The organism is Thermomonas sp. (assembly GCF_046293095.1).
Taxonomy (GTDB): domain Bacteria; phylum Pseudomonadota; class Gammaproteobacteria; order Xanthomonadales; family Xanthomonadaceae; genus Thermomonas.
This window is the reverse complement of the sequence record NZ_JBKBPN010000005.1, coordinates 129473-142000: the sequence shown is the minus strand read 5'-3', so window position 1 is coordinate 142000 and position 12528 is coordinate 129473. Positions and strand designations below refer to the sequence as shown.

The 12528-nt window shown below is 68.1% G+C and carries 16 protein-coding genes; 2 read left to right on the top strand and 14 right to left on the bottom strand.

Annotated elements, in window-relative coordinates:
• The first annotated feature begins 8 nt into the window (after window positions 1–8).
• Complete coding sequence (locus tag ACK4SG_RS10540; RefSeq protein ID WP_409601705.1) at window positions 9–929, top strand: symmetrical bis(5'-nucleosyl)-tetraphosphatase; 921 nt, start codon at window positions 9–11, stop codon at window positions 927–929.
• On the opposite strand, the gene ACK4SG_RS10535 is transcribed toward ACK4SG_RS10540, so the two are convergent.
• The 10 genes from ACK4SG_RS10535 to ACK4SG_RS10490 all read right to left on the bottom strand — a co-directional run bounded on the left by ACK4SG_RS10535 (window position 914) and on the right by ACK4SG_RS10490 (window position 9508).
• Window positions 914–1408 carry a dihydrofolate reductase gene (locus ACK4SG_RS10535; protein WP_409601704.1) on the bottom strand — a complete coding sequence of 165 codons (495 nt, stop codon included), beginning with the start codon at window positions 1406–1408 and terminating at the stop codon, window positions 914–916. The genes ACK4SG_RS10540 and ACK4SG_RS10535 overlap by 16 nt on opposite strands.
• Window positions 1409–1430: 22 nt before the next feature.
• Window positions 1431–2225: a thymidylate synthase gene (locus tag ACK4SG_RS10530; protein ID WP_409601703.1), complete on the bottom strand. Its 795-nt coding sequence runs from the start codon at window positions 2223–2225 to the stop codon at window positions 1431–1433.
• A complete protein-coding gene (lgt, locus tag ACK4SG_RS10525; RefSeq protein ID WP_409601702.1) occupies window positions 2225–3106 on the bottom strand; it encodes a prolipoprotein diacylglyceryl transferase in 882 nt (293 codons plus the stop codon). Before lgt ends, ACK4SG_RS10530 begins: the two co-directional genes overlap by 1 nt.
• Window positions 3107–3142: 36 nt before the next feature.
• Window positions 3143–3892: a TerC family protein gene (locus ACK4SG_RS10520; RefSeq protein WP_409601701.1), complete on the bottom strand. Its 750-nt coding sequence runs from the start codon at window positions 3890–3892 to the stop codon at window positions 3143–3145.
• Between the two features lie 32 nt (window positions 3893–3924).
• Window positions 3925–4305, bottom strand: a complete 381-nt coding sequence (locus tag ACK4SG_RS10515; RefSeq protein ID WP_409601700.1) for a diacylglycerol kinase — start codon at window positions 4303–4305, stop codon at window positions 3925–3927.
• A gap of 157 nt (window positions 4306–4462) precedes the next feature.
• Window positions 4463–5698: an ABC transporter permease gene (locus ACK4SG_RS10510; protein WP_409601699.1), complete on the bottom strand. Its 1236-nt coding sequence runs from the start codon at window positions 5696–5698 to the stop codon at window positions 4463–4465.
• A complete protein-coding gene (locus tag ACK4SG_RS10505) occupies window positions 5695–6405 on the bottom strand; it encodes an ABC transporter ATP-binding protein (RefSeq protein WP_409601698.1) in 711 nt (236 codons plus the stop codon). Before ACK4SG_RS10505 ends, ACK4SG_RS10510 begins: the two co-directional genes overlap by 4 nt.
• Window positions 6405–7970 (bottom strand): efflux RND transporter periplasmic adaptor subunit, encoded by a 1566-nt coding sequence (locus ACK4SG_RS10500; RefSeq protein WP_409601697.1) that lies wholly within the window; start codon window positions 7968–7970, stop codon window positions 6405–6407. Before ACK4SG_RS10500 ends, ACK4SG_RS10505 begins: the two co-directional genes overlap by 1 nt.
• A 103-nt stretch (window positions 7971–8073) precedes the next feature.
• Complete coding sequence (locus ACK4SG_RS10495; RefSeq protein WP_409601696.1) at window positions 8074–8790, bottom strand: sensor histidine kinase; 717 nt, start codon at window positions 8788–8790, stop codon at window positions 8074–8076.
• Between the two features lie 16 nt (window positions 8791–8806).
• On the bottom strand, window positions 8807–9508 hold the full coding sequence (locus ACK4SG_RS10490; RefSeq protein WP_409601695.1) for a response regulator transcription factor: 702 nt from the start codon (window positions 9506–9508) through the stop codon (window positions 8807–8809).
• A gap of 109 nt (window positions 9509–9617) precedes the next feature.
• Here ACK4SG_RS10490 and ACK4SG_RS10485 point away from each other — a divergent pair, with 109 nt between their 5' ends.
• The gene (locus tag ACK4SG_RS10485; RefSeq protein WP_409601694.1) at window positions 9618–9959 is read left to right on the top strand and encodes a DMT family protein; all 342 of its coding nucleotides are present in this window, start codon (window positions 9618–9620) and stop codon (window positions 9957–9959) included.
• A gap of 25 nt (window positions 9960–9984) precedes the next feature.
• On the opposite strand, the gene ACK4SG_RS10480 is transcribed toward ACK4SG_RS10485, so the two are convergent.
• Genes ACK4SG_RS10480 through nudE form a run of 4 tightly spaced genes read right to left on the bottom strand, consistent with a single transcriptional unit; the run spans window position 9985 to window position 12500 of the window.
• Entirely contained in the window at window positions 9985–10290 is a 306-nt protein-coding gene (locus tag ACK4SG_RS10480; RefSeq protein WP_409601693.1) for an Mpo1-like protein, read from the bottom strand.
• The gene (mazG, locus tag ACK4SG_RS10475) at window positions 10287–11156 is read right to left on the bottom strand and encodes a nucleoside triphosphate pyrophosphohydrolase (protein WP_409601692.1); all 870 of its coding nucleotides are present in this window, start codon (window positions 11154–11156) and stop codon (window positions 10287–10289) included. The genes ACK4SG_RS10480 and mazG overlap by 4 nt, the downstream gene beginning before the upstream one ends.
• On the bottom strand, window positions 11153–11953 hold the full coding sequence (cysQ, locus tag ACK4SG_RS10470) for a 3'(2'),5'-bisphosphate nucleotidase CysQ (protein WP_409601691.1): 801 nt from the start codon (window positions 11951–11953) through the stop codon (window positions 11153–11155). The genes mazG and cysQ overlap by 4 nt, the downstream gene beginning before the upstream one ends.
• Window positions 11946–12500: an ADP compounds hydrolase NudE gene (gene nudE / locus ACK4SG_RS10465; RefSeq protein ID WP_409601690.1), complete on the bottom strand. Its 555-nt coding sequence runs from the start codon at window positions 12498–12500 to the stop codon at window positions 11946–11948. Before nudE ends, cysQ begins: the two co-directional genes overlap by 8 nt.
• Between the last annotated feature and the right edge of the window lie 28 nt (window positions 12501–12528).

The following is a 12528-nucleotide window of genomic DNA, read 5'->3' as shown; positions in this document are numbered from 1 at the left end:
GAGGACGGATGGCCGTCTGGGCAATCGGCGACCTGCAGGGTTGCTACGACGTCACCCAGCGGCTGCTGGAGAAGCTCCGCTTCGATCCGGCAGTTGACCGGCTGTGGTTCTGCGGCGACCTGGTGAACCGCGGCGGCCAATCGATCGAGACATTGCGCCTGGTGCACTCCCTGCGCGAGGTCAGCCAGGTGGTGCTGGGCAACCATGACCTGTCGTTGTTGGCCGTGGCCGAGCGCACGCCGGACGAACAGCGGCGGGTGAACCCCGACCTGCAGGGCGTGCTGTTCGCGCCCGATGCGCCGGAGCTGCTGGCCTGGCTGCGCGGCCGCAAGCTGGCGCACGTGGACCGCAAGCTGGGCTGGATGATGGTGCACGCCGGGCTGGCGCCGAAATGGACCACCCAGCTGGCCGAGAAGCACGCCCGCGAGGTGGAGGCCCGCCTGCATGGCGAGGGCTACCGCAAGCTGCTGAAGAACATGTATGGCGACGGTCCGGACTGGTCGCCGCGGCTGCAGGGCATCGAGCGCGACCGTGCAATCATCAATATCCTCACCCGCATGCGCTATTGCAGCCCGCGCGGCCGTATCGCCTTCGAATACAAGGGTCCACCCGGCTCGCAGCCCCCCGGCCTGTACCCGTGGTTCTCGGTGCCGGGCCATGCCCCGCGTGACCTGAAGATCGTGTGCGGGCACTGGAGCACGCTGGGCCTGTTCATCGGCCACGGCGTGCATGCCATCGACACGGGTGCCGTGTGGAGCGGCAAGCTGACTGCGCTGCGCCTGGACGGCGATGAATTCCAGTTGGTGCAGGTGCCGGGCCGCGACGTGCCGGCGCCGGCGCCAAAGCAGCGCGGCCCCAAGCCACACAAGCAGGCGCAGGGACAGCGACGCCCGGACGGCGCACCGCAGCAGGGTCAGGCGCGCTCGTAATCCACGCAGGTAAACGCGAAGGCGTGTGCAGCGTCTGCCGGATGCACGGTGCGCGCTGTTTCCCGCCACTCCGCGGGATCGAAGCGCGGGAAGAAAGCATCCGCGCCGTCCACCACCGTGTCCACGTGGGTGAGATGCAGGTGGGTGGCGCGCGGCAGGGCCAGCGCATACACCTGGCCGCCGCCGATCACGCACAACTCCTCACCGCCCTCGGCGGCCACCAGTGCGATGGCTTCCTCCAGCGAGGCGACCGCCTGCATGCCGGCGAACGGCACGGCGCCACTGCGGGTCAGCACCAGGTTGCGACGCTTGGGCAGCGCGCGCCCCAGCGATTCCGCGGTACGCCGTCCCATCAGCACCGGCTTGCCCAGCGTCAGCGCCTTGAAGTGCTGCAGGTCGCCCGGCAAGTGCCAGGGCAAGGCATTGCCGCGGCCGATGGCATGCTGGCGGTCCAGCGCGGCGATCAGCGAAAGGCGCATGGCGGCACCAGGCATCGCCGGCTCACACCGCCACCGGCGCCTTGATCGCCGGCCACGGGTCATAGCCCTCGATCGCGATGTCCTCGTAGCGGAATCCGAAGAGGTCCCGCACGTCCGGATTGAGCTTCAGTACCGGCAGCGCGCGTGGCGTGCGCGCCAGCTGCTCGCGCGCCTGTTCGAAGTGGTTCGCGTACAGGTGCGCGTCACCTAGCGTGTGCACGAAATCGCCAACGCCCAGCCCGCAGGCCTGCGCCACCATGTGGGTCAGCAGCGCGTAACTGGCGATGTTGAACGGCACGCCCAGGAAGATGTCGCCGCTGCGCTGGTACAGCTGGCAGCTCAGGCGGCCATCCGCCACGTAGAACTGGAACAGGGTATGGCAGGGTTGCAGTGCCATCCGCGGCAGGTCGGCCACATTCCAGGCGGAGACGATCAGGCGGCGCGAGTCGGGATTGCGGCGGATCTCGTCCACCACCCAGCGGATCTGGTCGTGGGTCTGCCCGTCCGCACCTTCCCAACTGCGCCACTGCTTGCCGTAAACGGGCCCCAGCTCGCCATCCGCATCCGCCCATTCGTCCCAGATCGAGACCTTGTTGTCCTTGAGGTAGGCGATGTTGGTGCTGCCCTGCAGGAACCACAGCAGCTCGTGCACGATCGACCGCAGGTGCAGCTTCTTGGTGGTGACCAGCGGGAAGCCTTCGCGCAGATCGAAGCGCATCTGCCAGCCGAACACGCTGCGGGTGCCGGTGCCGGTGCGGTCGGACTTGTCGGTGCCGTGCGCCAGCACATGACCAAGCAGGTCGAGATACTGGCGCATCAGCGCGCCTCCGGCATCAGGGTCGGCGCACTGCGCGAACGCCACAGCCAGAACAGGCCCAGCAGCACCAGCGGCATGCTGAGCAGCTGGCCCATCGTGAGCCATCCAAACGCCAGGTAGCCAAGCTGCGCGTCGGGCTCGCGGACGAACTCGACCAGGAAGCGGAAGCAGCCGTACAGCAGCGCGAACAGGCCGGACACCGCGTAGCGCGGCCGCGGCTTGCGCGAGTACCAGACCAGCACGCAGAACATCACCAACCCTTCCAGCGTGGCCTGGTAGAGCTGCGAAGGATGGCGCGCGAAGGCATCCAGCAGGCCGGCGTCGAACTGCGCCCTCAAGGTGGCCGCATCCATCGAAGCAAAAGGCTCCGGCAGCGAACGCGGGAACACCACGCCCCAGCCATCGAACATGGTGCCGCGGGTGGGCTTGCCCCAGAGTTCACCGCCGATGTAGTTGCCGATCCGACCGAAGCCAAGCCCGGCCGGCACCAGCGGGGCGATGAAATCGACGGTATCGAAGAAATGCATGCGGTGCCGGCGCGACCACCAGGCGATCGCCGCCAGCACACCCAGCAGGCCACCGTGGAAGCTCATCCCGCCTTCCCACACCCGGAACAGCAGGACCGGATCGTGCAGGAACGCGCCCAGGTCGTAGAACAGGATGTAACCGATGCGACCGCCCAGCACCACGCCCAGCATGGCGTAGAACATCAGGTCGCCGAAGCCGTTGTCATCCACGCCTGGCAGGCGGCCAGCGCGCACGCGACGTCGCCCCAGCCACCAGGCCACGGCGAAGCCGAGCAGGTACATCAACCCGTACCAGTGGATCTTCAGGGGCCCCAGAGCCACGGCGATGGGGTCGATCTGGTGCAAGACAGGCATGCAGTCGCGGCTCCAAACAGGATCAGGAAAGGAAAATCACCATTCGCCGGCACCCGGCACGTGGCGCGCCGCAGCCTTGCGCCGCATCAGCAGGTTGAGCCACTCGACCAGCACCGAGAAGCCCATCGCGAAGTAGATGTAGGGCTTGGGCACGTGCACGTCCAGGCCGTCCAGCACCAGCACCACCCCGACCAGCAGGATGAACGCCAGCGCCAGCATCTTCACGGTGGGGTTGGCATCGATGAAGCGGCCCAGCGGGTTGGCCGCCAGCAGCATGATCGCCACCGCCGCCAGAATCGCGAACACCATGATCGGGATGTGCTGGGCAATACCCACCGCGGTGATCACCGAATCCAGCGAGAACACGATGTCGATCACCGCGATCTGCGCGATCACCATGCCGAACACGGCGGACGCCTGGGTGGTGCGCGGGTCCTCGTCCTCGCCACCGGTGATCATGTCGCGCACCTCCTGCACGCCCTTCACCAAGAGGAACACCCCGCCCAGGATCAACACCAGGTCGCGGATCGAGATGCCCATGCCGAACAGCAGGAACAGGTCCTGCGACATCCGCGCCAGATGCGCCAGGGTCACCAGCAGCAGGATGCGGGTGATGCAGGCCACCGCGATGCCCAGCTTGCGCGCAGCGGGCTTGCGATGCTCGGGCAGGCGACTGACCGCGATCGAGATGAACACCAGGTTATCGATGCCCAGCACGATTTCCAGCGCGCTCAGCGTCACCAGGGTGAGCCAGGCGTCGGGGGAAGCAAGGAAACTCAGGTCCATGGACTACTCGTCGGAGTCGCGCGAGGCGCGGGTCACAGCCAGCGCGGCAGCAGCAGGGCCGCCCACACCAGCACCACGTTCATCATCAGCACGAACACGGCGGCCGAGCCCATGTCCTTGGCGCGTCCGGCCAATTCATGGTGTTCGGCACCGTAGCGCTCGATGATCGCTTCCATCGAGGAATTCATCAGCTCCATCGCCATCACCAGCAGGCAGCTGCCCACCAGCAGCACGCGCTCCACCGGCGTCTGCCCCAGCCACCAGCCCAACGGGCCAAGGACAAGGAACAGGCAGACCTCGAGGCGGAACGAGGATTCATGCAGCCAGGCGGCGCGCAGGCCCAGCATCGACCATCTGGCGGCGCGCAGGACCCCGGCCGGGCCGCGAGGGAGGTGACCGTAAAGATCAGCCATGCCGAGCGCCTCGGCGGCAAGCAGGCAGGGCGGGAGCAGTTGCGGGCATAAACGGACCAGGGCGCAATGGCGGGTGGTTCATTTTGCCACACGCCCCCTGTCTCGCCCGTGATGCCGCCGGCCGCGCGCCCATCGGGGCTGACCGGCGGCCGCACCGTCACTGCGCGCGCAGCGCCTCGATCGGGTCCAGCAGCGACGCCTTGCGCGCCGGGTAATAACCGAAGAACAGGCCCGTGCAGATGGAAAACGTGGCGGCCAGCAGCACGACCTTGGCGTTCAGCTGCACCGGCAGGTCGCCGATTTTGCTGACAACCAGCGCCCCAACCACGCCGATGGCGATGCCGATGACACCGCCAATCAGGGAGATCAGCATGGCCTCGGCCAGGAACTGCCGGCGCACGTCGGACGGCCCCGCGCCCACCGCCATGCGCAAGCCGATTTCACGAATGCGCTCGGTCACCGAGACCAGCATGATGTTCATGATGCCGATGCCGCCGATGACCAGGCAGATGCCGGCCACCGCGCCCAGCAACTTGGACATTAGGTTGGTGGTGGCGGTACGGGTGGCGACGATCTGGCTGATGTTGCGCACCACGAAGTCATCGTCCGCGCCCGGCTGAATCTTGTGCCGCTGGCGCAGCAAATCCTCAATAGAGGCCTGCGCGGCATCCAGGTGCTTGGCGTCGTCCACCCCCACGGCAATTGACTGCACGGCGCCGGGCGGCATGCCTTGCGAGGTAGACAGCCGGCGACGTGCAGTTTCCAGTGGCACGACCACGATGTCGTCCTGGTCCTGGCCAAAACCGCCCTGCCCCTTTGACGCCAGCACGCCCACCACGGTGAACGGCACGCGTCCCAGGCGCACGGTCTGACCGATCCCGTCCTCGTCGCCGAACAGCGCCTTGCGCACGGTCTCGCCCAGGATCACCGGCTTGGCGCCGCCGCCATAATCGCCGGCATCGAACCCCGGGCCCTTGGCCACCTGCCAATCGTTGATCGCAAACCAGTCCGGCTGCACGCCCTGCCACTGGGTGGAGGCGTTGTTCTCGGCAAACACCACCTGGGTGCCGCCGCGCAGCGAGCCGGCGACATAGCGGACCTCGGGGACTTCGTTGCGGATGGCCTCGACGTCACTTTCGCTCAACGTCCAGCGGCTGCCCTGTGCAACCCGCGCGCCACCCGGGCCTATGCCGCCGGCGCTGCCGATGTCCAGCCGCTGTGAGCCCAGGCCGGACACCAGTTTGTCGATCTCGGCCTGGGTGCCCTGGCCGATGGAGACCATGACGATGACCGCGGCAATGCCGATGATCACACCCAGCGAGGTCAGCGCGCTGCGCATCCAATTGCCGCGAAGCGCGAAGAACGCGGTGCGCAGGATGTCGAGGAAACTCATGCGGCCTCCGCGTCGGTCTGGGCGTGCAGTTCGCCGTCGTGCATCACGTAGGTGCGGTCGGCGTGTGCCGCCACGTGGGCGTCGTGGGTGATCAGGATGACGGTATGGCCGTCGTCGCGCAGACGCTTGAACAGGGCCAGGATCTCCTCGCCGGTCTTGCTGTCCAGCGCACCGGTGGGTTCATCGGCCAGCAGGATGGGCGGATGGTTGACCAGCGCGCGGGCAATCGCCACGCGCTGCTGTTGGCCGCCCGACAGTTCGTTGGGGAAATGGCCGGCGCGCGATGCCAGCCCCACCGATTCCAGCGCTGCCAGTGCGCGGCGGCGACGCTCGGCCGGCGCGATCCGCGCATAGCCCATCGGCATCGCCACGTTGTCGGTGGCGTCCATGCGCGGCAGCAGGTGGAAGCCCTGGAACACGAAGCCGATCTTGTCCCGACGCAACGCGGCCAGCGCTTCGGCGTCCAGGGTGGACACGTCCACGCCATCGCACTCGTAACTGCCGGAGGTGGGGGTGTCCAGGCAGCCGAGCAGGTTCATCAGGGTCGATTTTCCGGAGCCGGACGGCCCCATGATCGCCACGAATTCGCCGCGCTCAATACGCAGGTCCACGCCGCGCAGCGCCACCACCTCGGCCTCGGTTCCCGGCGAATAGACCTTGCCAAGGCCGCGCGCAAGGATGACCGGCACCGCATCGGTCTCCGCCATCACTTGCTCTCCGCGGGCGAGCGCTCGCCCGAGACGATCAGGTCGCCTTCCTTGATGTCGCGCCCGGAGATCTCGGTGCTGCTTCCGTCGGTGGCGCCGACCTTCAGCACGATTGGACGCGGCTTGCCATCGACCAGCTTGAAGACGGTCACCCGCTTGGCGCTGAGCTGGGCATCCAGGCCGGCATTCCATTTGCCGCGCTGGGCCTCATCCAGGGTGGCCACGAAGGGGGCGAACTGCTGGTTTATCCGGTCGCGCATGCGCGCGCGAATCTGCGCCATCATGCTGGCGTCGCCGCCGCCACCACTTGGTCCGCCAAAGCGCATGCCGCCGCCGAACAGCCGGCTGCCGCCCCCCTGGCCCTGCTGCTTGGCCGCGGCCTGCATTTGCGCGGCGCGCTCCGCCTGGCGCTGCTGCATCTCCTCCAGCGCCTTGTCGAAGGCGGCCTGCTGGGAGGGATTCAAGCCCAGCGTCGCGGCCAGCTGGCGCAGGTCATCGCTCATTCCGGCGCCACGGCCGCTGCCCTGGCCGCCCGCAGACGCCCCCTGCGGCTGCAGTTCCGCCAGCGCCGAGCCCTCGGCCGGCTTGAACCGCAGAGCCGCGTTGCCCACCTTGAGCACGCCCGGACGCTTGCTGACCTCGATCTCGGCGTTCACGGTCAGGCCCGGCAGGAGGGTGCCATCACTGTTGTCCACGGTGACCACCACCGGGTAGGTCACCACATTGTTGGTGGTGGTCGCGGCCAGCCGCACCTGCTCCACCACACCCTTGAACTGGCGATCGGGGAAGGCATCCGCAGTGAAGCTGACGGCCTGGCCGGGCTTGACCTGGCCGATATCGGACTCGTCCACCGCCAGTTCGATCTTCATCTTCGACAGGTCTTCGGCGATGGTGAACAGCTCCGGCGCCTGCAGGCTGGCCGCCACCGTCTGGCCCGGTTCGATCTTGCGGGTCAGCACCACGCCGTCCACGGGCGAGCGGATCACCGTGCGTTCGATGTTGACCTGGGTGTTCTTCAGCGATGCCGTCTGCTGGCGGATCTGCGCCTGCGCGGCATTGACCTGGGCGTTGGCCTGGTCCAGCGCCGCGCGCGCGAGGTCGAGGTCGCTGCGGGCGATCAGCTTCTGGCCCGCCAGTTCCTGCTTGCGCTGGAAGTCCAGCGTCGCGTTGCGCAGGGCGGCCTGCGCCTGGCGCAGTTGGGCCTGGGCACTGGCGATCTGGGCGTTGCCCTGTTCCAGCTGGGCCCGGTAGGTGGAGGGATCAATCCGTGCCAACACGTCACCCTTCTTCACCGGTGAGTTGAAATCGACCAGCACATCGGTGACCTGACCCGAGATCTGGCTGCCGACGGTGACCGTGGTGATGGCGCTGAGCGTGCCGGTGGCGGAGATCGCCACACGGATGTCGCCGCGCTGCACTGTTTCGGTGCGATAGGCGCCGGCGGCATCGGCAGCACCGCGCTTGCTCCAGAAGTAGGCGCCGGCGGCAAGCACCGCGATGGCGGCCAAGGCCAGGCCGGCCTTGCGCAAAGGGAAGGAGGCACGGGAACGACGGGGCTGGCTCATGCGGGCATGGTTCGCGAAGGGGTAACGGGTGGGAACGCACGGGCATACGTTCGGTTGACTGCCGCGGATGCTAGCCGGCCCAGCCCGCCGCGCACCCGTGTCGTCAGTCCCGGTCCAACCCCTGTCCGAACAGGATGGTCGCCCGCGTCCCTTGGCCCGGCGTGCTCTCCAGCCGCAGCGTCCAGCCGCAGCGCTGGCCCAGGCGATGGGCGATGGACAACCCCAACCCGGGCCCCACGTACTGCTCGCCCTGCCCCCGGTAGAACGGCTCGAAGGCGCGCGCCAACGTTGCCGCATCCATGCCGATGCCGGTGTCTTCCACCTCCAGGGCATCCTTGCGCAGGCGCACCGAGACGCCGCCCGCATCGGTGAAGCGCACCGCATTGGCCAACAGGTGGCCCAACATCACCGGCAGGACCCGCGGCGGGGCGTGCAGCACGGGCTCAGCCTCGATGTCGACGTGCAGCGCAAGCTGTTTGCGGCGCAGCAGCGGTTGCAGGCTCGCCAACTCCCGCTCGACCACATCGCGCACCACCACCTCCTCGCATTCCAGCGCGACCTGCTCACTGCGCGCCAGCAGAAAGAGCGCGTCAATGACGGCCTCCATACTGGCCACCGCACTCTGGATACGTGCCAGCGAGCGCCGCGAAGCCACCGACAATCCGTCGTCGTGGGCGATCAGGTCGCTGGCCACCCGGATCACCGTCAACGGCGTGCGCAGCTCATGGTTGGCGTCGCGGGTGAAGTCCCGCTCGCGGGACGTGGCGCCGGCGGGAGGGGCGGAGGTGCCGGCGGCTTGGGCGTGACGGGGCGTGGACATCGATCTGGCCAGCGCCTCAGGCGCCGACATCCGCGACCCGGTAGCCCGCGCTCTGCACGGTGTGCAGCAGCGGCCGGCCGAACGGTTTGTCCACCACCTTGCGCAGGTTGTAGAGGTGGCTGCGCAGCGTGTCCGAATCCGGCAGCTCGTCGCCCCAGATCTCGCGCTCGATCTCCTGCCGGCTGACCACCCGCGGCGATTCCCGCATCAGGATCGTCAGCAGACGCAGGGCGATCGGCGACAGCTGCAGCTCGACCCCGGCCCGGGTGACGCGCAGCGAGTCCGGATCCAGCACCAGGTCGGCGACCTGCAGGACCTCGGCCCCCACCTGGCGGCGATCGCGGCGGATCAATGCGTGCAGCCGCGCCTCCAATTCCCGGATGGCAAACGGCTTGGTGAGGTAGTCATCGGCACCGGACGACAGCCCGGTCAGCTTGTCATCCAGGGTGTCGCGGGCGGTGAGCATCAGGATCGGGGTGGCCTTGCGCGCCTCGTCCCGCAGGCGCCGGCAGACTTCGATGCCGTCCAGGCGCGGCAGCATCAGGTCCAGCACGATGGCATCGTAGGGGTTCTCGGCCGCCAGCCGGTAGCCATCCAGTCCATCCGCGGCGTAATCCACCTCGAAGCCTCGGCCTTCCAGGTACTCGCCCACCATCTCGGAAATATTGCGGTTGTCCTCGACGATGAGGACCAGACCGGCCTGCTCTTGTGCGCGCATGTGCGCTTGACCTCTTGCATCCAACGGATACGAAGATGCCGGCCGGCAGGTTGATGCCGCGTGAAGGAGCTAAGCTAGCCGCCTTCCCGTCCCCCGTCCACGCATCGCCATGCCCCTTGATCGTTTCCTGCCGCCGCTGCTTCTGGTGTGTTCGAACATCTTCATGACCTTCGCCTGGTACGGCCATCTCAAACACAAGGACGTGGCGCTGCCCAAGGTCATCCTGGCCAGCTGGGGCATCGCGTTCTTCGAGTACCTGTTCATGATCCCGGCCAACCGGATGGGCAGCAACCTCTACAGCGCCGCCCAGCTCAAGGGCATGCAGGAGGTCATTACCCTGCTGGTGTTCGCCGCATTCTCGTTCTGGTACCTGGGCCAGCCGCTGAAGTGGAACCATTGGGCAGGGTTCGCGCTGATTGTGGCGGCGGCATGGCTGATCTTCATGGAATGAGCCGGCCGCGCGCCGGCGGGCGCCGCTAGAACGGGATCCGCCCGATCAGGATGTCGCGGTACATCACCCAGTCGCCGGCGAAGGAATAGAACGGATGCCGGAAGGTGGCAGGCCGGTTTTTTTCGAAGAAAAAGTGCCCGACCCACGCGAATGCATAGCCCGATCCCAGCGCGGCCAGCCACCACCACGGGTTGCCGCTCCTGATTGCCAGCACCATGAAGCCGATCGCGAAACTGGTGCCGACGAAATGCAGGCGCCGGCAGGTGCGGTTGCGGTGCTCGCCGAGGTAATAGGGATAGAACTCGCGGAAGCTGGAAAACCGTTGGCTCATCGCTTGCCCTCTTTCTCCAACGCCTTGGCCTGTTCCCAATAACGATCCTGTACCTCCAGCGGCTTGCCTGCCAGCCCACCGTCGGCGGCGGCCAGCGCCTCCATCGTGCGGAAGCGCGCCTCGAACTTGGCGTTGGCGCGGCGCAGCGCAGTGCCCACGTCCACCCGGGCATGGCGGGCAAGATTGGCGCAGACGAACAGCACGTCGCCAAGCTCCTCCTCCAGGCGGTCCTGCGCGGCCGCATCGGTGGGGTTGGCGGCCACCGCGTCGAACTCCGCGCGGACCTCCTCGATCTCCTCATGCAGTTTGGCGATCACCGGCGCCGGGCCGGGCCAGTCGAAGCCGACCTTGGCCGCCTTGTGCTGCAGCTTCACCGCGCGCAGCCACTCCGGCAGCCCCCGTGAAATCCCGGCCAACGCTGAGGTATCGGCCTCTCCCTTGGCGGCGCGCTCGGCGCGTTTGATGGCGTCCCAGTTGCGCAACACCTCGGCGCTGTCGTCCGCGCGCGCTTCACCGGCCGCTCCCGGCATCCTGCCGCCCGCGGCATTGGCACGTCCCGGTGCGGCAAAGACATGCGGATGCCGGCGCACCATCTTGTCGCAGATCGCGGCCACCACGTCAGCGAACGCGAACGCACCCGCCTCCTCCGCCATGCGCGCGTGGAAGACCACCTGCAGCAGCAGGTCGCCCAGCTCGTCCTTCAGGTCGTCCAGGTCGCCGCGGTCGATCGCATCGGCAACTTCGTAGGCCTCCTCGATGGTGTAAGGCGCGATGGTGGCGAACGTCTGTTCGAGGTCCCATGGGCAGCCGGCGTCGGGGTCGCGCAGGCGTGCCATGATCGCCAGCAGGGGCTCGACTGCGCTCATGCCGGCAGTACCGCGCGCAAGGCCGGGTCGCCCAAGGCGATGAAATCGCCGTTGAGCAGGCCCGCGCGCTGGTTGTAGCGGAACGGCCGGCCGCGCGGGTCCAGCACCGCGCCCCCGGCGGCCTCCAGAATGGCCTGGCCGGCGGCGGTGTCCCACTCGCTGGTCGGGCCGAAGCGGGGATACAGGTCGATCTCGCCCTCGGCGATCCGGCAGAATTTCAGCGACGAGCCGCAGGCCAGGGTTTCGTGCGCAGGCAGCGCGTCCAGCAGCGCCTGGGTCCGCCCATCGCGATGCGAACGACTGGCCGCCACCCGCAGCGGCGAGGCGGCGGGAATGCGCGCATGGATCGGGCGGTCGGCGTCGCCCTCGCGGCGGAACGCACCGCGGCCGGGGGCGCCGTGCCACAGCGCACCGGTCACCGGCTGCTGGATCACGCCGAAGGTGGCCACGCCGTCCTCGACCAGAGCGATGTTGATCGTGAATTCGCCGTTGCGCTTGACGAACTCACGGGTGCCGTCCAGCGGATCGACCACCCACAGCCGACGCCACGCGCGGCGCTCGGCGATGTCCGCGTCACGCGACTCCTCCGACAGCACCGGGATGCCCGGGGTGAGGCTGCGTAAACCCGCGACGATGCAGCGGTGCGCGGCCAGGTCGGCCTCGGTCAGCGGCGAATGGTCATCCTTATGCCGCACTGCGGCGTCCTCTTCGAAGGACGCGCTGTCGTACACCGCCAGGATCGCGTCAGCCGCGCGCCGCGCGATGGCGATCACGCCGTTGCGCAGGGCGTCATCCATGGGGCTTCTGCTCCAGCCATTCGCGCACGAGGAACAGGGCGGCGATGCTGCGGCCCTCGGAGAACTCCTCGCGCAGGATCAGCTGGCCCAGCTCTGCCAGCTTCCACGGCACCACCTCCAGCGCCTCCGGCTCGTCGCCGGGCAGGCGCTGCGGGTACAGGTCGCGCGCCAGCACCACGTGGGTCTGATGGCTCATGTAGGTGGGCGCCAGGGTGAGGGTGCGCAGCACGCGCACGTCGCGGGCGCCGTAGCCGGCCTCTTCCATCAGCTCGCGGTTGGCCGCTTGCTCCGGCGTTTCGCCGGCGTCGATCCGCCCCTTCACCAGGCCCAGCTCGTAGCGGTGCACGCCGGCCGCGTACTCGCGGACCAGCAGCACCGTGTCGGCATCCAGCATCGGCACCACCGCCACCGCACCATGGCCACGCCCATGCAGGCGCTCGTACAGTCGGCGCTCGCCGTTGCTGAACTCCAGGTCCAGCCGCTCCATCCGATAGGGGCCGGCATCATGCTCGGTGATGCCGTGGATGATGGGCAGCGGGCGGCTCATGCGGGCGCTCCGGCGGCGATAATGGCGG